At 57.8% G+C, this 24,294-nt stretch carries 15 protein-coding genes and 3 pseudogenes; 8 read left to right on the plus strand and 10 right to left on the minus strand.

Translation table 11 applies throughout. From position 1 onward, the window contains the following. Positions 1-30: 30 nt before the first annotated feature. Positions 31-369 carry a hypothetical protein gene (locus GL300_RS26365; RefSeq protein WP_211595054.1) on the minus strand — a complete coding sequence of 113 codons (339 nt, stop codon included), beginning with the start codon at positions 367-369 and terminating at the stop codon, positions 31-33. Next, positions 369-953, minus strand: coding sequence for a hypothetical protein (locus GL300_RS12580; protein ID WP_155039981.1), 585 nt, complete (start codon positions 951-953; stop codon positions 369-371). The genes GL300_RS26365 and GL300_RS12580 overlap by 1 nt, the downstream gene beginning before the upstream one ends. Before the next feature lie 83 nt (positions 954-1,036). Between GL300_RS12580 and GL300_RS12585 the strand changes: the two genes are divergently transcribed. Further along, on the plus strand, positions 1,037-2,074 hold the full coding sequence (locus GL300_RS12585; protein ID WP_211595057.1) for an ADP-ribosylglycohydrolase family protein: 1,038 nt from the start codon (positions 1,037-1,039) through the stop codon (positions 2,072-2,074). A 10-nt stretch (positions 2,075-2,084) separates the two neighbouring features. Continuing rightward, on the plus strand, positions 2,085-2,945 hold the full coding sequence (locus tag GL300_RS12590) for a metallophosphoesterase (RefSeq protein ID WP_155039983.1): 861 nt from the start codon (positions 2,085-2,087) through the stop codon (positions 2,943-2,945). A gap of 406 nt (positions 2,946-3,351) precedes the next feature. Here the strand turns inward: GL300_RS12590 and GL300_RS12595 are convergent. Further along, positions 3,352-3,960: pseudogene (locus GL300_RS12595) on the minus strand (IS110 family transposase); the annotation flags it as partial. Between the two features lie 245 nt (positions 3,961-4,205). On the opposite strand from GL300_RS12595, the gene GL300_RS12600 reads away from it, so the two are divergent. The 4 genes from GL300_RS12600 to GL300_RS12615 all read left to right on the plus strand — a co-directional run bounded on the left by GL300_RS12600 (position 4,206) and on the right by GL300_RS12615 (position 12,652). Beyond that, positions 4,206-8,726: an nSTAND1 domain-containing NTPase gene (locus tag GL300_RS12600; protein WP_155039984.1), complete on the plus strand. Its 4,521-nt coding sequence runs from the start codon at positions 4,206-4,208 to the stop codon at positions 8,724-8,726. A 9-nt stretch (positions 8,727-8,735) separates the two neighbouring features. Continuing rightward, positions 8,736-9,740, plus strand: a complete 1,005-nt coding sequence (locus GL300_RS12605) for a hypothetical protein (RefSeq protein ID WP_155039985.1) — start codon at positions 8,736-8,738, stop codon at positions 9,738-9,740. Between the two features lie 80 nt (positions 9,741-9,820). Next, positions 9,821-11,821 (plus strand): serine protease, encoded by a 2,001-nt coding sequence (locus GL300_RS12610; protein WP_155039986.1) that lies wholly within the window; start codon positions 9,821-9,823, stop codon positions 11,819-11,821. A gap of 12 nt (positions 11,822-11,833) precedes the next feature. Beyond that, positions 11,834-12,652, plus strand: coding sequence for a hypothetical protein (locus GL300_RS12615; RefSeq protein ID WP_155039987.1), 819 nt, complete (start codon positions 11,834-11,836; stop codon positions 12,650-12,652). Positions 12,653-12,894: 242 nt separating this feature from the next. On the opposite strand, the gene GL300_RS12620 is transcribed toward GL300_RS12615, so the two are convergent. The 5 genes from GL300_RS12620 to GL300_RS12640 form a co-directional block, all read right to left on the minus strand. Continuing rightward, the gene (locus tag GL300_RS12620) at positions 12,895-13,914 is read right to left on the minus strand and encodes an SH3 domain-containing protein (RefSeq protein ID WP_155039988.1); all 1,020 of its coding nucleotides are present in this window, start codon (positions 13,912-13,914) and stop codon (positions 12,895-12,897) included. A gap of 49 nt (positions 13,915-13,963) precedes the next feature. Next, complete coding sequence (locus GL300_RS12625) at positions 13,964-16,822, minus strand: patatin-like protein (RefSeq protein ID WP_155039989.1); 2,859 nt, start codon at positions 16,820-16,822, stop codon at positions 13,964-13,966. A gap of 713 nt (positions 16,823-17,535) precedes the next feature. Further along, complete coding sequence (locus tag GL300_RS12630; protein WP_155039990.1) at positions 17,536-18,402, minus strand: hypothetical protein; 867 nt, start codon at positions 18,400-18,402, stop codon at positions 17,536-17,538. A gap of 704 nt (positions 18,403-19,106) precedes the next feature. Next, positions 19,107-19,583 carry a hypothetical protein gene (locus GL300_RS12635; protein ID WP_155039991.1) on the minus strand — a complete coding sequence of 159 codons (477 nt, stop codon included), beginning with the start codon at positions 19,581-19,583 and terminating at the stop codon, positions 19,107-19,109. 98 nt (positions 19,584-19,681) lie between these two features. Beyond that, positions 19,682-19,945 (minus strand): hypothetical protein, encoded by a 264-nt coding sequence (locus GL300_RS12640; protein ID WP_155039992.1) that lies wholly within the window; start codon positions 19,943-19,945, stop codon positions 19,682-19,684. A 906-nt stretch (positions 19,946-20,851) separates the two neighbouring features. Between GL300_RS12640 and GL300_RS12645 the strand changes: the two genes are divergently transcribed. Further along, entirely contained in the window at positions 20,852-21,133 is a 282-nt protein-coding gene (locus GL300_RS12645; RefSeq protein WP_155039993.1) for a hypothetical protein, read from the plus strand. Positions 21,134-21,311: 178 nt separating this feature from the next. On the opposite strand, the gene GL300_RS12650 is transcribed toward GL300_RS12645, so the two are convergent. Further along, complete coding sequence (locus tag GL300_RS12650; protein ID WP_170297662.1) at positions 21,312-23,351, minus strand: AAA family ATPase; 2,040 nt, start codon at positions 23,349-23,351, stop codon at positions 21,312-21,314. A 653-nt stretch (positions 23,352-24,004) separates the two neighbouring features. Here GL300_RS12650 and GL300_RS26685 point away from each other — a divergent pair. Continuing rightward, positions 24,005-24,169 (plus strand): annotated as a pseudogene (locus GL300_RS26685) (transposase); the annotation flags it as partial. Positions 24,170-24,173: 4 nt separating this feature from the next. On the opposite strand, the pseudogene GL300_RS12660 reads toward GL300_RS26685, so the two are convergent. Beyond that, positions 24,174-24,294: pseudogene (locus GL300_RS12660) on the minus strand (DDE-type integrase/transposase/recombinase); the annotation flags it as partial.

Genomic DNA, 24,294 nt, shown 5'->3' on the forward strand with positions numbered 1-24,294 from the left:
CACCGTCCTGGTAGACGAACGACATTGAGGTCAAGCGGCGCCTAAATATCCCCCAGCTTTCTGAGCAACGAGCATATGTACCGAACCGTCAGCTCGTGGCAACCGTAAGTGATGAGCCGATTTACCATTATGGTGATTTTCATTTGCTATGCCGCGAGCACGGCAGGGACAGCCCTTCCAGCGCCGCCTGCGCTGGTCATCGTCCCTTATCTCGCACTGAAACAGGGTTTCGAGCGCATCGGTCATCCGCTGGGCGGTGCGATGCGAGACGCCGAACTCATCCGCGATTTCGTCGAGGCCGACGCCGTCGTAGCGTGCCGCAGCCATCGTCGCGAGATTCAGCAGGTCGCTGGCTTTGCCAAAGGACATCAGCGGGCCTTCAGGAACTTGCGCAGATTGTCGCGGGTCCAGAGCTTCCCGGTATGGGTGCGCAGCCCCACCCCGTTCAACGCCTCCGCATCCGCGCCGTCCTCCTGAACCGCTTGCAGGATCCGGGCGCGATGTTCGGGCTTCGCGGCAATATGAGCCTCATACTGCCTGTTCCATTCCTGAAAATGGGCCGCGGGATGGAAGCGGGCGCCGTCAATGATCGAGTCCTCATCTGCAGGAAGCAGATCGGCCCCGAGCGTGCGCATCCGCGAGATCAGGATATGATGCGGGCGCCAGGACAGGGTGTCGCCAAAATCGACCATGATCGGTTTCAACTCGGGGCGCTTTGCAACAGCCGCCGCGATCTCGTCGGCAACTTCGACACTGCCCCGGTCCGGGGCGCGTTCGAGAAAAGCCCGCTCAACCACAATGGTGCGTTTCACCTTGCGGGCGTGGCGACGGATCTGATCGCGCTGATAGCTGATCGTGCGGCTCTTTCGCGCCGCCTCGTCCACGTCATCGCCGAGCGACGCGAAGCCCGCCCACGGGGCCGGAAAGGTCCAATAGATGGCAAAATAGTTCATGGCGGAAAATCCCGACGTTTTGACACATGCAATTGCTTTTCGACGATCCTGCCCACATCAATCGAAACGCGAAAGGAAATTTCATGCGGCATTATATTACCGGACCCGAAGTCGACCCTGTTACCCAAAAGATCCGGGGCTGCCTGTTCGGCGGCGCGGCGGGTGACGCACTCGGCGCCGAGATCGAGTTCTGGGATCTCGCCCGCATTCGCCAGCGCTTTCCCGAGGGCCTGACCTCCTTCTCCCCGCATGACGGCCGCAGCGGAAGGATCACTGACGATACGCAAATGACGCTTTTCACCGCCGAGGGGCTGATCTGCGCCACGGTCCGCGCCGCCGACAAGGGGATCTGTGCACCCGAGGCGGTGGTGCATCACGCGCTGCTGCGCTGGTTCCGAACCCAGGGCGGCAGGCCGCAGATGCAGGTCTCGGATGTCGGCTTAATCCGCGATGCGCGGCTGCAGAAGCGTCGCGCGCCGGGCAACACATGTCTCTCGGCTTTGGCGGCGGCGAAGCAATTCGGTGAACCAGCGCGCAATGACAGCAAGGGCTGCGGCACGATCATGCGCGCGGCCCCCTGTGCTCTGATTGCCCATTCCGCCGAGCAGGCCGAACAACTGGCCCGCGACACCTCGGCCCTGACCCATGGCCATGTCCTGGGAATCGAGGCGGCGGTGGCTTTCGCCCGTATCCTGTTCGAGGTCTTCGAGGGCGCACCGCTGGAACGAGCAATTGCCTCGGTGCGGCTCTCGCCGCCGATCATGGCGGCGCTTGAGGCCGCCCAGCGCGCCCCGCGTGACGGTCGGCCGGAGACCGTCGAAAGCCTCGGTGGAGGCTGGGTCGCCGAGGAGGCCCTTGCCATCGCCCTCTATGCCGCGCTTGCGGGTCGGGACTTCTGGCACGGGTTGCAGATCGCCGTCACCCATAGCGGCGACAGCGACAGCACGGGGGCGATTGCCGGCAACCTTCTGGGCCTGCTCTACCCCGAGCAGGCGCTGGCGCTGCGCCACGAGCTCGAATGTTCCGACGTGATCGCCCGCATCGCGCGCGACCTCGCCCTCGCACGACACGGCAGAGCGGAGTTCGCCGAGGCCCTCGGCGATCAATATCCCGGCTGGTAAGGAGACCGCCTTGTACAATGTCATTCCCGATATCCATGCCGATCCCGAACGGCTCGAGGCCTCGCTGCAAGCGGTCGGCTCCGGACAGCTGGCTTTCTTGGGCGATTTCATCGATGCCGGCAAGAAGGTCGCGCGCCCCGATGACCGCGCCGTCCTGACCCGCATCAGGGATCTGGTTGAGGGCGGTGCCAAGGCGGTGATGGGCAATCACGAGTTGAACGCGATCCTCTTCCATCACCCCGACCAGCTGCGCGCCCATAGCGACAAGAACTGCACCCAGCATCGCAGCTTCGTCGAAACCTTCAGCATCGCCACACCCGAGGCGCGGGAATGGACCGACTGGTTCATGACCCTGCCGCTTTGGCTCGACCTTGGCGGGCTGCGCCTCGTCCATGCCTGCTGGAGTCAGCAAGATATCGACCTGATTGCAGCGCGCCGTCCAGACGGGCGGCTGCGGCCCGAGGACCTGCCAGAGATCGCGAGCCCATCCAGCCCCTTCGGCCTGGCAGTCAAGAGTCTGACATCAGGCCCCGAGGTCACCCTGCCGGCGGGCTATGCGTTTTCGGATTTTGGCGGCGTTGTTCGGACCGAGATGCGCGTGGCTTGGTGGCGTTCCGGCGCAACCACATGGCGCGAAGCCGCGCTTTCCGTGCCCGATCCGCTATCTATTCCCGAGACTACGCTGCCCTCGGGAATCCTTTCCGATATCTATCCATCCGATGCTCCGCCGGTCCTCGTCGGCCATTACAAGATGACCGGCGAACCGCTGGTCGAAGGCAGCGCCGCCTGTCTCGACTATCCCGGCGCGCCGCTGGCCTACCATTGGCAAGGTGAGGTCCGGCTGACCGAAGACAACCTGATCCGGCTCTGAGATAGCTTCCCGGAGGCGTCTTACCTACTGCCCCGGGAAATGCCCAATTGTGCCCAAACCGGCCAAACCAGTCACCACCCGAAACAGCCCTCAAGATTTTCTGATCATGTTCAAGTTTCTCTTTCGTAAGAAGGACGCCGCAACTGCTCCGTCCGTGTCTCCCGCTTCAAAGACCTCGGATGAGGGCCGGAAGCCCCAAGATCTCGCTGCCGCGGCGATCCTGGAAAAACTGCTTGCGGCAACTCCTTGCCTGACCTCGGACGCACCCCGCAGCGCGCGCGGGATCTATGGTCTTCTCGATCACACCGGCGCCTTGCGCTACATCGGATCGACCAGCGCCGAGAACGAAACACTCTACAAGCGCATCCACCCCAGGCGGCGAGCAGCCTGACGCGGTCAAAGATATGGTGGGCCGTTGCGGCCTATCGGCAACCGCGTCGATGTAATCCTGAAGCAAGATCTGTTGGGCGGGATGATGGAAGCGAACCTTGCTCAACCAACGTCGATAGGCCAAGGTCCAGCCCTTCTTGCCCGGATAGATGCGGCCGTGACGCAGCAGAAATCCCTGCAGATGCTGGCGTGCCTTGCCGGTCACCCGCACGGCTGTTGCCCGAGCCCGGATAAGATCGCGCATCGCCTCATGCGCCGTGTCTGGAACCCAGACCGCTGTCAGTTCGCCGGCGCGGTGAAGCTTTGCCAGCATCACCGCATCCCGGCGGTCGGTCTTCACCCGATCGCCTGCCTTCATCGGGATGAGCGAGGGCGCCACCACGATGCAGTCCTGTTCGAGCTCCAGCAGTTGACGATGCAGGCCATAGCCGCAGGGACCCGCTTCATAGCAGAAATGAAGTTCGCGGCCGTCAGCGCCCAGCTTTTCGACCAGTTTTCGCACATGGTCGGGGCGATGAGGGATCGTGCCCCAATGCCGGACCTCGCCCCCGCGTCCCCCCTGTGCAACCGCGACCGAAATCGTTGCCTTGTGGACATCCAACCCGATGAAGATGCTATTCTGCATTTGGTCTCTCCCCCATTCTTGAGGCTCGGCACCAGCCAACCTGGTGCAACCCTCGAACGCAGAATGCCGCGGGAGAGGCCGCCAACCCAGCTTAGCTTACGGCCCGATCATGGGGTCTAGGGGCGGAGCGAGAAGCGCCCTGTTTCCTGGTGACTCACCTTCAGGTTCTGTTAGCATCAAGGGGCGGAAAACTTTTGCGGGCGTCAGGGGGGCGCCGGAAGCAATGTGCCCGCTGGGGTGGACTGATGGCGTCGCATTTTCCTGAGCATGTTGCCCGGATCTGGTCTTCCGGGGCCACCCCGTCTGTTGTTGGCGCGGGGTTCCTGCTGGAGGGCAGGTTCGTTATGACATGCGCGCATGTCGTCGCTGAGGCTCTTGGGCGGGGCAAGGTTTCAAGATGCGAAGTTGGGGAAATCGTCAACCTCGACCTGCCCTCGACGGGGCATGTCGATCTTTGCGCCTCGATCGTGGCCTACTTTCCGATGGTGTGGAGCGATCGGCTGATCGACGATCCTGTCGCCGACATTGCAGTCCTGCGGTTGGGGGACAGCAGCGTCTCTGGGGGGGTGATGCCGGGTCGTGTGAACCGCCGTCTAGTGCCAGGTCAGCACTTTACGACCTTCGGCTTTCCGTCAGGCTACGACCAAGGGACACCGGCGAGCGGCGAAGTCGTGGTCCAGGACTTCTGGGGCTGGGTTCAGGTCGTTGACAAGAGCAAAAGCGGTCATTTCCTGACGCCCGGATTCAGCGGGGCCCCGGCTTTCGCTGCGGGAGGCACCGAGCTGATCGGCATGGTCTGTCAGTCCGAACCGGATGAGCGGCTGCGCCTGGGAGCACTGATCCCGGCGGATACTCTCTGCAAGGCTTGGCCTCCGCTGGCGCAACCCTATCTGCGCCTCGAGAAGTTCACCGAACATGAGTCGGACATGTTCTTCGGACGCGAGGAGTTTGTGACAGAATTGAATGGCAAGCTCGGTCGAAGCCCCTTTGCAGTGGTGGTGGGGCCATCAGGGTCGGGCAAGTCGTCGGTGGTTCTCGCCGGACTGGTGCCCGCGCTGCGCAAGGACGAATGGATCGTTGTGCAGTGTCGTCCGCTCGAGGATCCGATCAACGAGCTGGCCTCGGAATTTGCACGGGTCCAGATCGGCCTTGATGACCTGAACGCCCGGCTTGATCTGGCAGACAAGAGGGCGGACTGGCTGCGTAAAGATCCGCGGCGCATATTCGAGATTGCGCGCGAGATGAGCGCGGGGGCAAGACGCCAGAAGCCGGTGCTTCTGGTGATCGACCAGTTCGAGGAGTTATTCACCAACGATGCCGCGGCGCATGATGGGGCTGTCAGACGCAAGGACGAGGTGACGCCGGACCATGGCTCGCCGCGCCAGAAGGCTTTCCTTGAGGTGCTGGAGGCGATCGCAGGTCAGGAGCCCGGATCGCGCCTGCCGATCCGGGCGGTGGCCACGCTGAGGGCTGACTACATGGACGCGGCGCTACGGATTGGGTCCTTGGCGCGGCTGATGAAGGATGCCGATGTAAAGCTCGGGCCGATGCGGACACCCGAGCTGACGGCGGCGATCGAGAAGCCGGCAGAACACTTCCGCGTCGGGTTCGAGAACGGGCTGGTACCCGAAATCGTGTCAGAGATGAAGGGACGGCCGGGCGGGCTGCCACTTCTGCAGTTTGCGCTGGACCGGTTGTGGCGGCGGCAGGAGAACCGGCGGCTCACCTGGAAAGGCTATCAGGGCGAAGATGGTCGCAGCGGATTGGCAACCGCACTGGACGAGCATGCCGAAGACGTGCGTCGCGAAATCGACGACGATGACGGACTGCGCCGGGTGATGCTGCAGCTGGTCCGGGTTGCCGAGGAGCTACCCGACGCTCGGGCGGTTGTCGGGCGGTCGATGTTCAGGGATGCGGACTGGAAGCTGATCGAGATACTCGCGCAGGAGCGACTAGTGATGATCGCCATTGCCGCGGACGGCAGCCAGACGGTCGAGGTGGTGCACGAAGCGCTAATCGGTTCTTGGACACGGCTCACCACCTGGCTCAACGAAGATCGCGAGTTCCGGCTCTGGCACCAGCGACTCGGACAGGCGCTGCAGGAGTACCGGCTCGATCCGGAGGGCGGCGTTCTTACGGGCCGGCGGCTCGCCGAAGCCGAAGACTGGCTTCAGACCCACAAGGACAGGCTCATTGAGGAGGAAGTTACGTTCGTCGAAAGTAGCGCCTACCGTGCAAGGGAATCCGAGGCGGCAAGAATCAGGGAACTTGAGGAGACGGCAGCTCGAGATCAAAGACTAGCAATACGCAACCGGCGATCCCTGCACTATCTCGGGATTGCCCTGACTGCGGCAATGATAGCCTTTGCTGTAGCGGTTTGGTCATCATGGTCGCTCGATGGGCAGGTCAAGATCACGGAGGCCGCCAATGAGAGGGCGCTCGACGAGGCGACGAGGGCGGACAACGCGGCCCGTGTGGCCGAGGCGGCAGCCCGCGACGCGAAGGGTCGTCAATTGGGTGCGGAGGCTATCTCGATCCAGCGCGACCTTGCGGGAGGCAGAAGTGCTCGGCGCGCCGCTGCGCTCGCCATCGAAGCATGGCGACGCTATCCTACAACGGCCGCGTTCCAAGCCGCTTCGACTGCGTTTCGTGAACTGCCATTTGCCGAGCTCAGCAGTAACGCAGGTAGTGTTGCTGTTGTTGCGTTCAGTCCAGACGGCCACTTGATTGCTGTTGGTAGGCACGACGGCAGTTTGCAACTCACCGAGGTTACAGATGAAATCAAAACATCCGAGATCTTAAATATTATGCACGGAGGATCGATTAATTCCGTCGCTTTTAGCCATGACAGTACCTTAATCGCCACTGCCGATGACGAAGGCATTGTCCGATTGCTTCAAACCAGAGATGGTGACGTGGTTGCGAAATTTAGACACGACGGCGCGATAAATGCGGTCGCGTTCAGCCCAAATGGAGACTTCATCGCAACAGCAAGTGACGACGGCACAGCCCGCCTGACTGGCACGAGCGGGGGTTACGTGACCGCGCGGGTTCCGCACGACGGTGCTGTTAATGCCGTTGCTTTCAACCCAAATGGTAATTTGGTCGCTACAGCAAGTGACGATGGCCACGCCCGGCTAATTAGCGTCAGTAACGGCGAAGTTATCGCGCTGTTTCCAAAAAGCGGCAAGATGTCGGCTGTCTCATTTAGTCCGGACGGCACGCTACTCGCAACTTCTAGCGATGATGGTATTCGATTATTCCGCATCGGCAACATGGAAGAATTGATTCATTTTCAAGATTTAAATGGGTCTTATGAGTTCGCATTCACTAACGACAGCGCGCTTCTTGCTGTCAGTATTGGGGAAGCGTCGGGAAACGTAGGAGCAGCCGGTTCAGTGAGGCTGATCAGAACTTCCGATGGGAAGGAAGTAGCTGAGTTCACTGAGCGGGACCCAGTAAGAGCTGTTGCCTTTACTCAGGACAGCTCCATGCTTGTGGTAATTTCCGGGAATCTATCAAACGGACGAAGCAGCGCCCATCTTATCAGAACGATCGATGGTAGCCAGGTTGCTCGGATTGAGCACGACGACCAAATCAATGCGATCGCGCTAAATCCAAACGGCACATTACTTCTCACCGGCAGTATAAATGGCAGAGTTTGGCTCACAAAGATAGATCATGTATCGGAGGTCGCCGAACTCGAAGACGGACACGTTCGGTCCGTCGCCTTCAGCCCAGATGGTGCCTTCTTGGCCGCCGCCAACCACAATCCCGTCCAGCCAATTTCGGTCAAGGACTTGTTGATGGAGATGCGAACGGGTCGCTCTGATAGATATATCTCGACGACCTCAAGTGCTTCCGTAGACCCTGTTTCCGTTGCCTTCGACCCGAATGGAATGCTTGCGACTGCAAATGACGACGGAAGCGTGCGCTTTTCCATGCCGGATGGCAGGGAGGCCGCTCCCCCGATATGGCTCGGCAGAGAGGCTTGGCTTAAGTCTATTACTTTCAGCGCGGATGGCCAGATGCTCGCCGTAGCGGGCGGCGACGACATTGCACGGCTAATTCGTACGAGCGATCGCAAGGAAGTGGCGCAATTTTCGATGGAAAGTGGAGCGAGCGCCGTTGCCTTCAGTCCGGATGGTACGCTTCTTGCCATTGGCGGTGGTCCGGTCAGTGGCGGTGTGGATACCACCCGACTGATTGACATTGCTAGCCGCCGCGATTCGATCCCTATCGACAGCATAAGCGGGGTTCTGTCCGTTGCCTTTGACCCGCAAGGCGCGCTGCTTGCCACCGGAAGTTTTAATGGCGATGTAAAGTTGATTCTTGCGGCAAACGGAAGCGAGAACATTCGGTTAAACCTCGGCACTTGGGTGAATAGCGTAGCATTCAGTGCTGACGGTGCTCTTCTTGCAGTGGGCAGCGGCCTTCCAAACACAAACGCTGGCCTTATATCTTTTTTCCGCATTGGTGACGGCAGCGAGGTTGCCCGCGTAGAGCGAGATAGTCCGGTCTATTCGCTCGCTCTTAGCCCAGATGGCACCCTATTTGCCATCGGTAGCGCCAACGGAGTTCATCTCATGCCGATGCCTGATCAGTTGGTCGCGAACCTCTGCGGGCAGCGTCTAGGCGAGAACCTTTCGGCAGAGGACTGGGTTCATTATATTGGGCCAATTGAGGATTGGGCGCCAACTTGTCCAAACTGGCAAAGTGATCGGGGTCTGTTCGAGCGATGGAATGAACGGAAACAAATGAAATAGGAGGCGAAGTTGGGTCTGTTTGGTGATGTTTTGACGCGACTCGCGTCGAAGGAGTCGCACCAGTTCATGGTGGTCAGGGACTTGAAGTGTCACCGATTGGGCATCACGGGCTCCGAAATCAAGGCTGATACCTGCTACATCGAAATCTACCTAGAGTCTCTGCGGATCAAGAATGTCCGGAAGTTTGCGACGAGCTTTCATGGCGTCGTTTACGCATATGCCAACCTTGCGCGCGAAGGTGACAACTCGGCCGAATTTGCTGCCGTGACGACTCCTAAAGGGCTCGCACTACTCGATCCGAACAATCTTGATCGAGTCATCACGATGTCGAAGCTTCTCTTCGGACCAACGCCTTGGCGGGGCGGTGTATTAAGGCTCGAGCTCGGGCTCTTCAGTGTCAGGCAGACCAACTTGATGTCAGGGGTACTGGATCTGGTCGGCAAGATCGCGGATCAGGTTGGGGTTTCCTTTGTTAGCTTGGCGAAGCCCTTTCTGCCCTTGGTTCGTGAAGGAATGGACCTCATCGCCGGCCAAGCCGAAGATTCAGCTATAGAAGTCGCGCTCAACACAGACCTTTCCCTTAGCAAGGGAGAAGCCATCGCCGTGATCGCGGTCGAGGACGGCGTCCTTGATCTCAACGAAATTTCTATGGACCCTTATACAAGTGCATTGCTTTACGAAGGGATGCCACTGAAGGAGAGCTATTTTGTCTTCTCCATTCGGTCGACAAAACAGAAGGCCGACTATGCAGAGATTCCGGAACTGAAAGCCGCATACGCTTCAATTGTGGAAGCAATTCGTGATGGAACACCTGATGCCGCCGACGTTGCACTTCATGCATTCAGGCGCACGGCCATCATATCGCCAGACCTGATTACCGAAGATCGAAACCTCATTGTCGAAAAGGCTTCCATGAAAGTGAAAGAAGCTTTTTCCAGGGGTTTTGTGCCATCTTCGCGACCCACCGCTGGCGATACACCTCAATCTCTCGGCGACCTGAGGCTCTACAACTGACCAATCCACTATTGTAGACGCCGCGCCACCGCTAGCCTTTAGGACCATCATGATTGCAGGAGGCTTAGGGTTTAGGACTGATGGCGTCGCATTTTCCTGAGCATGTTGCCCGGATCTGGTCTTCCGGGGCCACCCCGTCTGTTGTTGGCGCGGGGTTCCTGCTGGAGGGCAGGTTCGTTATGACATGCGCGCATGTCGTCGCTGAGGCTCTTGGGCGGGGCAAGGTTTCAAGATGCGAAGTTGGGGAAATCGTCAACCTCGACCTGCCCTCGACGGGGCATGTCGATCTTTGCGCCTCGATCGTGGCCTACTTTCCGATGGTGTGGAGCGATCGGCTGATCGACGATCCTGTCGCCGACATTGCAGTCCTGCGGTTGGGGGACAGCAGCGTCTCTGGGGGGGTGATGCCGGGTCGTGTGAACCGCCGTCTAGTGCCAGGTCAGCACTTTACGACCTTCGGCTTTCCGTCAGGCTACGACCAAGGGACACCGGCGAGCGGCGAAGTCGTGGTCCAGGACTTCTGGGGCTGGGTTCAGGTCGTTGACAAGAGCAAAAGCGGTCATTTCCTGACGCCCGGATTCAGCGGGGCCCCGGCTTTCGCTGCGGGAGGCACCGAGCTGATCGGCATGGTCTGTCAGTCCGAACCGGATGAGCGGCTGCGCCTGGGAGCACTGATCCCGGCGGATACTCTCTGCAAGGCTTGGCCTCCGCTGGCGCAACCCTATCTGCGCCTCGAGAAGTTCACCGAACATGAGTCGGACATGTTCTTCGGACGCGAGGAGTTTGTGACAGAATTGAATGGCAAGCTCGGTCGAAGCCCCTTTGCAGTGGTGGTGGGGCCATCAGGGTCGGGCAAGTCGTCGGTGGTTCTCGCCGGACTGGTGCCCGCGCTGCGCAAGGACGAATGGATCGTTGTGCAGTGTCGTCCGCTCGAGGATCCGATCAACGAGCTGGCCTCGGAATTTGCACGGGTCCAGATCGGCCTTGATGACCTGAACGCCCGGCTTGATCTGGCAGACAAGAGGGCGGACTGGCTGCGTAAAGATCCGCGGCGCATATTCGAGATTGCGCGCGAGATGAGCGCGGGGGCAAGACGCCAGAAGCCGGTGCTTCTGGTGATCGACCAGTTCGAGGAGTTATTCACCAACGATGCCGCGGCGCATGATGGGGCTGTCAGACGCAAGGACGAGGTGACGCCGGACCATGGCTCGCCGCGCCAGAAGGCTTTCCTTGAGGTGCTGGAGGCGATCGCAGGTCAGGAGCCCGGATCGCGCCTGCCGATCCGGGCGGTGGCCACGCTGAGGGCTGACTACATGGACGCGGCGCTACGGATTGGGTCCTTGGCGCGGCTGATGAAGGATGCCGATGTAAAGCTCGGGCCGATGCGGACACCCGAGCTGACGGCGGCGATCGAGAAGCCGGCAGAACACTTCCGCGTCGGGTTCGAGAACGGGCTGGTACCCGAAATCGTGTCAGAGATGAAGGGACGGCCGGGCGGGCTGCCACTTCTGCAGTTTGCGCTGGACCGGTTGTGGCGGCGGCAGGAGAACCGGCGGCTCACCTGGAAAGGCTATCAGGGCGAAGATGGTCGCAGCGGATTGGCAACCGCACTGGACGAGCATGCCGAAGACGTGCGTCGCGAAATCGACGACGATGACGGACTGCGCCGGGTGATGCTGCAGCTGGTCCGGGTTGCCGAGGAGCTACCCGACGCTCGGGCGGTTGTCGGGCGGTCGATGTTCAGGGATGCGGACTGGAAGCTGATCGAGATACTCGCGCAGGAGCGACTAGTGATGATCGCCATTGCCGCGGACGGCAGCCAGACGGTCGAGGTGGTGCACGAAGCGCTAATCGGTTCTTGGACACGGCTCACCACCTGGCTCAACGAAGATCGCGAGTTCCGGCTCTGGCACCAGCGACTCGGACAGGCGCTGCAGGAGTACCGGCTCGATCCGGAGGGCGGCGTTCTTACGGGCCGGCGGCTCGCCGAAGCCGAAGACTGGCTTCAGACCCACAAGGACAGGCTCATTGAGGAGGAAGTTACGTTCGTCGAAAGATCAAAAGAGCATTCGAAGCGCTAGGCGCTTGATGAATTGGAGGAAGCGGAAGAACGGGCCCGCGAGGAGGCACGCCTGCGTAAACTCGCCGAGGAGGCTCAACAACGTTCAGATGAGGCACGTCGCCTGGCAGACCAGTTGGCAACTGCGGCGCAGGAAGCGCAGAGACAGGCTGAACGCGCGCGCGAAGCAGAAAAGCAGATGCGGTTGAGCGCTGAGCAAGCGACCGAACGTGCGTCTGTCGCGCGTGATGATGCTGAGCTCGCATCGCGCAGGGCGCAGGTATTCTTGCGAGTTATTAGTATAGCAGTCATTGCAATACTGCTCGCACTAGTCGTAGTTGGATATGTTGTAACTCAACTCCGCAAGGCCAATGTGGCAGTCGAGTCAAGCCTAGACCGAGAATTGCTTTCCAGAAGATTATCGGTAGATGCCATGAATGTTTTCTTGGTTGCAGAACAGTTCTCGTTTGTATGCAGGACAGCGTCGAACCTCGACCCCTTTTGGGAAAGTTTCAAACCTGCGATACTTGAAACCGCAGATGCAGCTAGAGAAATCGAGACGCACTTCCCTCAAGCGAACCCGAAGCGGGACCGATCAAGATGTGGTACACTTTCGCGCGTTGCAGATTCAGCGCTTTGGTACGCAGCAGATCCAGTCTTGGCCGCGAGAAATGGGACATGGGACGAAGTAAGGCGGCATCTTGCGGTTCATGAAATCTTTGATAGGCACCAAAATATCATCGAGAAAATGAAAACAAGAGTTATCCCCGAAATACGCTGGGGGTCGGTAGGTAGGGCCAAAAATGATTTCAAAGCCCTTTGCAAATTCACAGGGGCGGCCGGTTGCTCTTGATAGTGTGTTTCGGCCCTTTAACAGGCCGCTGAAACAGCCTCTGTTTGGAACGGTTTTCTGTGTGCCGTGAGCTTGGCGCTGTTGCGCAAATCAACTGAGGACCGCAGTTCCCCTTTCCCCGGATGCCCTTATGCCAGCGGCACCCTGACCGGAATGCCGAGTGCCCTGACGCCGGACAGCACCATAGGGGCATACTTCCATTCCAAAGAAAGGATCGCACCATCAAACCATGGTATCAACACCTAGGCGTATGGGTGGTTCTCTGGAATATTCCACTTCCTTATCTGCTCTCGTGTGAAACCGCCTTTTAGACTCCCACCTGCCATAGGAACGTACATGCCGCGCATATCGATATGCATGGTATCCATCGCGTTACTTCCGGATTTAAAGTATCCCCCGAAGCGAGCCATTTCGGCGAAGCGCGGATACAGTTGTGAACCAGATCTCACTACCGCATTGAAATAGATCTGATACGATGGCGCATTTTTCCCGACAGTACCCTGATGTTGATGTTGGGTACCCGGATGATTAGTCAGCATATTACCTGTACGGCGGTCAATTATGACAAAATCCATCGCGGCGCCCCGTCCCGTCCCCGGCTGAGCTCCGTGATTTCCGGTACTACCGCTTTTCCGAAAGCCCCCACCTGGCCCATACAACTCGATGCGAAGGTTCGGCTTGACGTCTTCAAATGTCACCGCACCAAGCGCGCTCGCGTGCAAAAGCTGCGGGTCAACGAGAGGCGCGCCGGCGTTATTGTATAATTTGGCACCTCTGGGGTTCCTTTCCGCCCAGAAAGCACGGACCTCACGCTCAGCGATCGTCGCGCCCCACCTATTCTGGCCGTCCGCCGCCCGGATGAGGAAGGACAAATGCACGAAACCGTCTGCCGCCCCATCCCCTTGTTGGTCAACTAGACCCCAGCGTCCTTCGCGTTGGAGAACTTGAACCCGAGTACCAAGAGGAAGCGATCGAATGATCGAAAAATCAGTCGCCGGTCCCGAACGAAGATTTAGACCATCTCTTGCATTCACTATGTAGACATAGTTAATTTCGGATGGGGTTTCTGCCAAGGCTTCGAGCTCATCAATCTGAGCTTCATCGTCGTCCGTTTGCTCGTCGAGAGCAGATAATATGTTTGACTCATTTTCGCTCGTAGCGTCTTCCGTAGATTTTTCGTCAACATCATGTGAACTGCTAGGTCTGCGAGCCATTATTCCCTCCATCGATACGATAAGACTGTTACTTAATTTTTCGGTCACTCACTCGTCTTGAAAGCATAGCTATTTGCGCCTGAATACTAAAAGGCCTCTATTGCTGGAACGCCGATTGCTGTGCTGGGAATGTGCGATGAGCAATCTCTTTGCCAAACTGGACCACAGTCACGAGCCCTACCACAGCCATTGCCAAGACTATAAGGATGAGAATCCAGTGCGCGGCGTCAGGCAACGGCGATCGATCGCGCAAAATTCGCTCGACAACATATAGCAGGCTCCATAGCCCCACACCCAAAAGGATAAAACCAAGTCCGAGCCAAGGCGATGCGCTCCCATGGACCAAAATTGATATGGCGAAGAGTATAACGCCAAGGAGAATCAACAAGAATATCCCGCGCTCAGCTAACATTCCAGGATACCTGCCCGGTGTGGCGAAGAGTGTCAGCCGGGCGGCGAGCACACTTCCTGCCCGCAGCGGTGGCGCTACCCGCCCGAGCCCGGCAAGAGCACCATTGTCCGGCAGGTCGTCCAGCATCTTAGAGAAGATGAGGCCGGCCCGATTTGCCCACCTGATGAGCTGCGGCGTTTCCGGATCTAGAGGCTTGCCATAAAGTATGCCGAAATCTTCTCGGGTCTTGATCGGCGGGGCGGAATCGAAAAGCGTCTGGATCGCTTTCAGCTTGTCCGCCTCCAGCATGTTCACGGCCGTCAATCGCCGAAGCATAGCCTGTCGCCGGTCTTTCCCGATCTCGCCGAACTCCTCGGTCAAGATTTCATCTTGGAGCTTCTCTGTAAACTCGGTACGCCGGGGATCTGTCGGATCGGGGATCAGTGCCGCGACTATGCGTTCCGCGCCGTCCAGCCTGCCCCAAAGAATGTCGTGCTCGCGCCAGTCCTTGCTGAGAAAGCCGCCGAAAGCACCGTAGCTGATCCCGGCGAGCTTGCCGGGACTGGGGTCAATCTTGCTATCGGCTGGGCTGATCCGAAAGACTTGGACCTCTGCATGCTCCTCCGCTGTCGTCCCCTCGAGGAAAGGAAAGGTAACGACGTCGTGCCAGTGGAACCGCTCGTACTCGGCAAGAAGGCTTTTAAGAGGTGGATCGGCCAGAACATCGCGGATCCTAGCACTCGCGTCATCGAAACCTCCTCGCAAGTACGTGCCGATCGCCTGCATAGCCGCATCGACCAGTAATTTAGCTTCGCCTTTGTAGATATAAATCGCAGCCTGGTATTTGCTGGGTAGATCGATTGCGCCGGCGAATTTTGGATAGCCTTTTTCTAGCGCTGCAGTGAGTCCAGCGATGTCGAGGTTGCCGAGCAAAATCTCGCGATTCGGTTGAGCCGGCTGCACCAGATGACCCAACCGAATTAGTTCTAAATCAATCTGGCACCACAGGTTCCTGACGGCGTTGTTATTCCGATTATCGTCAAGGTGTTTCTTCGCCTCTGCTCTCAGGTGAACCAGGCGACGCCGGCGGAAGTCCAGGTCGTAGTCGCTCAGAAAAGCAGTCTCAGACCGACGCTCATCTGCTTCGTCGTACGCATTGAACATACTATCCCGCCAGGTCCGGACGAGTTGGCGCAGATAGGCGGCAGACACCGATTCTTGTTCAATCCCGGCAATGCCGGCAACGAGATTCGAAAGCATGTCCGTGGTGCTGTAGACGCGCAGGTGATGATAGAGCGGATACCGATCGCCGTAACCTTTCAGGGAAACGAGATCGGCAAGATAAAGCTTGTCAATATTGAGCGGCTGGGGCTCATGACTTTCGTCAAGTGCCAACTTCTTTTGGTCAGTTTTCCACCGATCCTGCAGCGCTCCGAGCCGCTCCAGTCGGCGATTCATCGTGTGGATCTGGCGAATATCGTCGCGGATCACCTCGCGTCGCGGCAGCGTCGTGGCAGCGAGCCTCGCGTTCGTGACGAAGTCAATCTCGCGCTCACCGCCACCTTTTCGAACAGAACTACGACCGTCGGGGAAGGGATCGACAAAGAGGAGCTTACGCTCGCCCGGCAAGCGGGCAGAGCGGAACGGGATGAGGTCGATAGCATGACTGAACGGCTTGGTGTCGAGGTAACCGCCATCGGCGTAGACCCGCGACCCATAATCGTCTCCTTTGGGGAAGAACCGTGATAGGTCTTCGTCACGACGATGCATAGGCGGTACGTCACTCAACCGCATTGGAGGAAAAGCAACTGGAAACGATGAGGTGCATCGCGCCGCGAAGGCCAGCATAGTGTTGCTGGTGAAATCGTTGGTGAGTGCTTTTGAAGAATCTTCTGGGTTGGCTGCATAGGCGAAGTGGAACACGGTCTTGTGGACGGGTTCGTCGACACTCTCCCCGGTGAGTTGGATAGGCACTTTGCGCCCAACGAGATCGGTCGCGGTGACAAAGAGATCGACCATGTCTGCAAGCGGCTCACCTTTGTCGGCGCTATCCATGCCCGCAAGCGTACCAAGAAGAACCTCATACATCAGACCGCCGTCAAGCACCGACTCGGTCCGACTCCGGCGGCTTACCGAATGGTCGTTGAGAAGCTGATCGATGTTAGCTTTATCGGTCCACGCGTCTCGAAGAACCTTGAGGTTCTTGCTACCGAGGACCAGCGCCTTGGCCAGCGCCACGCCGTTGATTCCGCCAGCAGATGTCCCCGAAATGATATCCACCAGAAATCGCGTTCTTCCTCCGGGCATCGAAAGCGAAATGTCCCGATAGACCTTTTCAACTGGGTCCAGATCCTTGTCAGCAAGCTCGGAGCTGCCACGCACCATACGCAGCAACTCTTGGCTAATGCCATTCATGTAGATCGCAAGAGACGTGCCCCCATAAAGGACGACAGCAAAGCGTATCTCGCGATTGAGGTGCACTTCCTCAACATCTTTCTCGTTTTTTTCCGGAACTCCAATAGGCGACGCGACACCGTTCCCACCATCTGCGATATGTTCGGACATCATTCTTAATCCTTTCATATGGCTTTTCTTACGCAAGTCGGCTTATCAGAAGGTCGTCTCTTTCCGCGGGGGGACCAATGCCATCGTTTTGACAAGTGAGCCGAGCCCGATGAAGCAGTTCTACTTACTTCACGCCCATCAATTGCGGCATTCTAAGACCAAAGCCCCGCTGAGTGTTCGTCAAAAATTTAAGGAAATGCACATCTCTTTTGACGGGTTGGAAATTTGGTGCCGCCGAGAACGCCCTCGAACTGACGCACACCTACAGTATAATCGCCAGATAGGCCGACTCCCGCTGGAAATGTCCCAGCAAACTGAACTAGTGTCGAATAATTAACTTTGTTCCGCGCCATTTTAAGGCACTCAACAAACTGCGTCAACGACGGCTTGCTGAGCTTAGTGGCGACATCGACTCCATCCCAGCCCTCCAAACTCTTGGAATATGAGTTGGATGACATCTCGCTATTTTTCCATAACCACTGTTATATATGCTTACTCTACTCAGTTCGGTGGGATCGGTCTCGATTCGCATTAGGTCACAAATAATCGGGGTAGTGGTACTCCCGCGCATGTGTGTATTCGTTAGTTAATAAATTTCGCGCTAATCTTGCTTGGGGATCACCTCTGGATTTGACGTCGAGGATCCGCCCCTCTGCAGAAAGATCGAAACTTCTAAATTCACAGAATGCAGTAATAACACGATTTATCATACTCTAGATACTGGTCCATATCTCAAGCTGTCCCTTCGACGCGGCGAGCCCAGCGGCGCTTAAATCCTTTATAGCAATCTCCCCAGTGACCCAGTTAGCGGAGGCCGCTAACGCACTTGCTAGCGCTTCCGCTGCCGGCTTGTCGGCAGGATGAAAATACCGGACCTCATTAAGTCCGGCTGCGCTTGCCGTCCGCTCGCCACCTTTGTCCGCGCCTTGGATGTTCCAGCCCCTAGCTTTCAGCGTAAGGGCCATGTCGGCCACTTCTTTACGCTGCAAGGCACCCGCGAACTGTACAAAAACGGGGCCGGCGCCTGGCATGAAGTTTGGCTCTGGCATTGACACGGCAGCTTCCGCACTCACTAGCGCTACCGTGGGAGCTGCAGAAATCTGGGCATTACTGACCCCCGATAAAGGACAGCCCGGCCTTTTTAACTCGAATAAGCAATTAGCGGGCATGACGAATGGTATTCTGTTTCCAGAAACAGCTTGCACGATTAACAGCAACGTCAGACACATCATGCTACAGACAATGATATGACCATATATTGCATGTCTTACGGCACGCGCAATGACGAGAAAACAGATCGCCACCACCAACGGAATCCAGCTTTTTCCTATGAGATATGCAAAACCTTCCTCACCGGCTCCACTCATATGCACAACCAAGGCACACAACACGATTAGCAGTGCGATGTTGATACAGATCCCGATCCATTTGTCTGCCCGCCAAATTTCAGATGCAATACGCCCAATATGCCCCAACACCCCAAGCGCCCCAGCGTCGGATCCCGGAAGGTTCTTCAGCACCATTTCAATACCCCATTCCTCTTTAGAGATCCCACTCCATCGCGTCAGGTAATAATTCAACAGATACTCACACCTATTCGCTTCCATCTTTTAAACACCAAGGAGCCACACCGGCCGCACTTTAGCTCATAGCACATTATTTGGCGCTAAGCGCTAACATGCCAGTTGAGGAACGAAACCTATGCGATATCAGATTGATAACCTTGCTTCTCATCAACGTCCTACAACGGCAGTGATTTGAGGGCCTAAGAAGAATACCGACGGCGACAAGGGAATTGAGTGCGTATTGAAATTCTATTGACATGTCATCTATAGATCTGGCGCCCCTTTCAAAATACCATCATTGAGCTTACTCGTCATGCGGTCCAACAACAGCAAAAGCTGTCTTAATGGCTAGGTTTCATACCGCGCATCACGAGTTGTGCACGAACCAATCCGACAGATCATGCATGTCTTGGGTAATTATGCCAATGCCCTGACAGGCGTGTCACAAGCTTCTCGACTCACCACCGCCATATGCATGGTCTATCCGATGTTGATCGCCGCTGCAGCGGGATTGACCCTCTTCAGGTCCAGTTCGCTAACGGTTGTATTTTTATCATGGCGCCTTATGCGGTTGGAGAACGTTCGACCCTAGGCCCATCCCCTCCGCCACTTGGCGTCACTATCTCATTGTATTTGCGCGAAAAATCGTGATGGTGAGCGATCTCTTCCCCCAATTCTTCCCGTTGCAAATAGCGGCTGCTCGCGAATTTGTGCGAATGTCAGCGGACGCTTTGAGGGCCTGCAACCTCAAGGTGACGCCACGCCGCATCCTCCAGTGTCTCGGCCAGAGCGGCGATTTCGGCTAGGGCTTCGGCAGGCGCACATCGCCTAAGCCGCGCACCGATCAGGTCGCAGAGCGTCGCGAGCGGCAGCATTGCGACCGACGCGCCCTTGCGCTTTCTAGGCGCGCCCTCGGCTGCTTGCTTCGCGACCGACTGGCGCAGGGTGCGTGGGTTGATCGAAGGCAGCGATTTGGTGCGCGCGGCGAGCTGAGCCGCATAGGCCTGCCGCACCTCGACCTCATGCTTGGCGCACCAGAGCAGGTCCATTCGCCAGGGCGTCGGCAGATCGTCAAAGCCCTCGGTCTCGCACCGCGCCCTGAGAGCGGCGATATAGGGCCGCCCAATTGGTCGATCGGTGTCCGCCGCTTCGAGTGCCAACCGTCGCCCCAGCAAAAGCGCGCGGCCTATTTCCATGAGTTGGTCCAGCCCAAGCGCCCGCGAAGCCTTGAAAGTCTGCCAGGCCGCGCGCCCTGCGGCGACAACATTGGCCTAGATCGGGATTGGCAGAGCCGTCATGCCGTGAGCTGTCGCAACGCGGCCAGTCGGGCCAAGAGCTTCTCGGCCGAAGGGTCAAGCGCGCGGACGCCCAGCGCGCGGCCTGTCAGTCGTGGCGCGAGCCGCAATAGCCAGTCGGGGTCAATGCCTGCGAGCGCGCAGACCGTCACCAGATCGGGAGAGCGCCGCGCGAGCCATGCCCGCGCCTGGGCGTCGCCTCGCTTGGCGTCACGGATCTCTATCACCAACACGGATGACCAGAGTTCGGCTTCAGGGCTCATCCCTTCCCCCATTTCGAGCAAATTTTGCGCGCCTCTGAAATCACCCGCCTGTGGCAGAGCCAGCGCCGACACATCTTGCTACATATCGCAATGCGGACTTAGCTGCCGTTCAGACGCCTCTTCCGCCAGCGGCCACTTTGCGCCCCATCTCGTTCGTCCGCTGGGCTGTCGCGATGTTTCCATAAGAGGTCATTGGTTCAGACAACCTTGAGAAACCCAACGGCGGTAACCCGCCCGGCCGGTTTGGACCAGTCGAAGCCGCGGAGTTGCCGATTATTCATGCGTCAATGATTATCGGTCCGCGCAAGGAATGTTTTCCAACCGGACGCCTAAGCGCACGGCTCGCAGTCTACTCATAAATACGCGAAGTCGCCAATGGGCATCAATGGCGCGACCTTCGTTCCTAGGAATGGCTCGACGCTAGCGGGCATCAGTGTTTTAGATACCGTTCTTAGAACGGGGGTAGTCCCTGAGAAACCCGCCAACGATCGAGTTCATCTTCGAAATCGCGAATGAAGGCTGCAGCCATGCCGGCATAAGGTTGATCATGTTTTGCAAAAGAGGACAGTGTCTCACAGTCAAGCAAAATTTCGGCAAGCTCACCAGCATCCCCGCTCCATATGTTTAACCTGTTAATTAGCCTTGTTCGTATTGCGCGCATTGGTCGGAGTGCCGGAATCCGATCCAACACCAGTTCCGCTCGATTTAGCGCGCACGTCCTGATCGTGTAGGCGCCGTACACGCTGTAACCATCATCAACGGGCACAGGTTCGATCAACGTCAACTCGACCGAGAAATCCCAAGTAATGTGCTGACTGGGATCGTTCCGGCAGGGGTCGATAAGCAGCGGATCTTCGAGTTCAACATTACAGCCCCCCCGACGGCCCTCTGTCCTCGGATCTCGAATTGATTCGCCTTCCCGAAACTCGCTGCGGCTCTTCTTCCCTGGAGTTCGAGCACTTCGGCTTCGGTCATGCCGGGATTTACAATATGCTGGCGCAGGCTTTTGTTGCAGTCCCGGCAGGTTGGAAGGAGATTGTCCCAACGGTGGGCAAGCCACCAGTAACCCGGATGCCCAGCGAGGGCGGCAATGCCGCCTTTGGGTCGATAGTGCTCGACCTCACGAGCGCCAACCGCTCCGATCTTGCTCTCGCAGTAGGCGCAATTTCCTCCGGCCAGTCGACGTAAAGCAATTTTTACATCCGCTCCGCGGTAGTTCTGGAACTGATATGATGTGTGATCGGCGGTCCAAGGCACGCGTGCTGCATAGTAGGTTATGGCGTTTGCGATCTCATTCGCAACGGCTTGGCTAGGCCCTGCCAAAGATGGCGGAACTGCAACATTCGCCCTATCCAGCTTCCTCATGTTAGCCTGCCCGAGATGATCGCAACGCTAGGAATACCGCTTTGACGGCGTCGGCACGAGCATTGGCCCCAAGCGCGTCCGATGGCTTCTCGCGTTCCTGTAGATATCGTAGCAAAGCCTCTTGGATGATCTGTGCCGAAGCGCTGTCTCCTACGGTCAGCCGGGAAATGAGCTTGTCGGCCTCCACGCCAATCTTCAAGCTAGGGTCTCGCGCCACTCCTTCTGATAAACGCGCGATCTCTAGATTCAATTCCGGATCAATAGTGCTGGACAGACCAAAATATTCCGAAGTCAGAAGTTGCTCGACACGCATGCCTGAAACATCCGGTAGATCCGCAAGGGTTGTAATGCCACCCTTCTCGTTGCGCGCTAGGACGACAACTTCCCCATCATCCATACCGCGGACGCAAAGCGGATCGTGCGTTGTCACGACGAACTGTATGCGAGGAAAAGCCTCCCGCAGCGACGACATGACGCGCATCTTCCACCTCGGATGCAGGTGCGTTTCGATCTCGTCTACCAGCACCACACCGTGTGCGATTTCTAAATTTGACCAGTGTTCAAGCAGGTTCCGGCATATGTCCGTGACCATGGCGAAGACGGAACGATAGCCTTCGCTAAGCTGGCCTACCGGAGTCAACTGACCTTGGGCAAATACGCAGATGCCTGAACGGGTATCATTCACGAGTTGATCGTCATCACCTACAGGCAGTATCGTCCGGATCGTTCGTGCTACCTCGTCAAAGGCGCGTCCCCTCAAGCCGTCGAGCCACTCTGTCGGGTCTGGCAGAGCTTGGCGTGAATCGAAGAGACTGCGCACGCCGTGCGCTGCGCTGGTACCCCTGCGACCTCGCGCCTTTGCGAAGTAGCGGTGTGGACCGTACCCAAGGACAATGGTCGATTGCTCGGATGAACCCTCGACACCTCCCCTGACGGGATCGTAAATGAATATCGCGGGCTCGGACCCCGCATCTAGCTGAAGCCGCACCTCAAGGGGTTCCCGTCCCCACACGTCCCAAGATTCAGGGGCCTGGCTTCTTGCTAGATCACTATAGGAAAGCCGGAGCTTCTGCGCCTCACGCGTGCCCAGAAGCGCCAACGCGATGGCTGATAGGCAAGTTGATTTGCCAACAGCATTCTCGCCAAGAAGCATTAGGCAAGATGCACCTGACTTGCGGGATCTTGCTTCCCGTAGACTGATATCCAAGCGATCAATTGCCTTGAAGTTTGTGATCTGAACGCACTTGATCTCTGCCTGTGGGGCTCTCAACCCCACATCGGGTAAACGCACGATAGCAGGATAGAAAACGCGCTCAAGTTCCGCCGACTCGCGATGGAATTGCGCTTGCCTGATCTGATCAGAGTTGCGGACCAAGTCTATTGCAGCCGCCATCCGATCGCGGCCGTTGCGATCATTCTTCTCGATCAAGTCGCGCAAGCGGCGCACGAGCGAATGCCCGCTGCTAGCACCGAGGGTTGCGATTCCGAACTCGCTTAGCGTCCGCGCGAGTACGTCGCGCCATGCTCCGAAAAATGGAGTGTTAAGCGCGACGCCTGATATGTCAGCGTCGTCTTGGAGAGCGTTCTTCCACGCCCCGACTACAGTCTCGATTGCATTATGCCGACGATAGACCAGTTCATCATCATTAAGGGCAAGAAGATCGACCGTCACCTTAGCCTTGGCGGAACTGCGCTTCGGAATGCATTCACCAGAGAAAAGAAAAGAGAGGTGGCTCGCGGGATTCTCGATCGTCGGGTCGATGAGGAGAGGTCTTTCCTCTGCGCGCACTTCGTCGAACGTCGCCAAGAAGCGAGCACGTCTGCCCGTTACATAAAATTTATCGCTGCGCTGCTTCTGGCAGATGCGGCATATAAGGAAGAGGTTCAACCACTCGTAGGCGAGCCAACTATAGTGATCGGTGTGCCGCTCGCCATCATGGTCCCCATCGATGCTGAGGGGTCGGAAGTGGCTGACGCCGTCGGAAGGATCGACCGGGCGCTCGCAAAAAGCGCAGGCGCCGTCAAAGTCGTGGTAGACCATTTCCGCGAGGTCGCTACCGTGAAAGAGGTCATGATCGATTGGGGCCCGCCGTTGCCGCCGTTCCTCAAGTGAGCGATGGGCCCAACGAAGAAGGCGCTCCCGGGGCTCGTCGATAGTATCGAAGAATAGCGCGGATGGTGTTGTCCTACGGACCTTAAGCATGGCAATCTTTTCCCTAACGCTCGAGCTATAGCATCGCGAATTTGGTTCGCAGAAGGACATAAAGAATCATGCCATTCGGCAAACGCCCAAAACTCACTCGTATCGGCGCTCACCCGTGTGTGCTTTAATCATACGGAGGAATGTAAGGCCAAGCTTATTGCGAAATTTGATCGCCTCGGTCGGCGCAACTGCAATCCTTTCTCTGGCGGCGCATTTTCTCGCAGGCAGCAGGCTACTTACCCTTCGTGCCCACGACTGATGCGAAGGTCCGGTCTTAGGCTGCTTTTCGTTGCACCTAGGAGGACTACCCCTTGCTGCAGCGAGTTCGAATGTCGCTGATGGGCTCTAAGCGACGATAGCCGCGTGCAGCGATAGAACCTGGCGCCGGGAACCTGAGCGGCGGCAGCGATGCGGAAATGTTGTTGAAAAACTCCACTTGAGTGATGGCTTGGCTGCTGATTCACTTCTCCTGAGGCTTAGGAGAACTGGCGATGATGGGGTCGAGGCAGGTTTCGCAGGGTGCACTGCTCTGCGAGTTCACGCTAGAAGACCATGCCCCGGCGGATCATCTGCTCAGAGGCATAGACCGTTTCGTCGATCTCCGTGACACGCGCCATCATCTCGCGCCCTTCTACAGCACGACGGGGCGGCCATCGTCGCGGGGCAATAGCGGGAATGCGTATCGACAATAGTCAGGATCCGCAGCTTCTTGCCCAGAGCCAACTGGTCATGGACAAAATCCATTGCCCAGACATCGTTCGGCCCAACGGCATCAGCGCGA

This window comes from Paracoccus litorisediminis, from assembly GCF_009711205.1.
Classification (GTDB): Bacteria; Pseudomonadota; Alphaproteobacteria; order Rhodobacterales; family Rhodobacteraceae; genus Paracoccus; species Paracoccus litorisediminis.

Excerpts from the sequence above, each read along its gene's own strand:
- GL300_RS26365 (WP_211595054.1), bottom strand. The coding sequence starts at position 369 with ATGTCCTTTGGCAAAGCCAGCGACCTGCTGAATCTCGCGACGATGGCT.
- GL300_RS12580 (WP_155039981.1), bottom strand. The coding sequence starts at position 953 with ATGAACTATTTTGCCATCTATTGGACCTTTCCGGCCCCGTGGGCGGGC.
- GL300_RS12585 (WP_211595057.1), top strand. The coding sequence starts at position 1,037 with ATGCGGCATTATATTACCGGACCCGAAGTCGACCCTGTTACCCAAAAG.
- GL300_RS12600 (WP_155039984.1), top strand. The coding sequence starts at position 4,206 with ATGGCGTCGCATTTTCCTGAGCATGTTGCCCGGATCTGGTCTTCCGGG.
- GL300_RS12610 (WP_155039986.1), top strand. The coding sequence starts at position 9,821 with ATGGCGTCGCATTTTCCTGAGCATGTTGCCCGGATCTGGTCTTCCGGG.
- GL300_RS12625 (WP_155039989.1), bottom strand. The coding sequence starts at position 16,822 with ATGTCCGAACATATCGCAGATGGTGGGAACGGTGTCGCGTCGCCTATT.
- GL300_RS12635 (WP_155039991.1), bottom strand. The coding sequence starts at position 19,583 with ATGGAAATAGGCCGCGCGCTTTTGCTGGGGCGACGGTTGGCACTCGAA.
- GL300_RS12640 (WP_155039992.1), bottom strand. The coding sequence starts at position 19,945 with ATGAGCCCTGAAGCCGAACTCTGGTCATCCGTGTTGGTGATAGAGATC.
- GL300_RS12650 (WP_170297662.1), bottom strand. The coding sequence starts at position 23,351 with ATGGTCTACCACGACTTTGACGGCGCCTGCGCTTTTTGCGAGCGCCCG.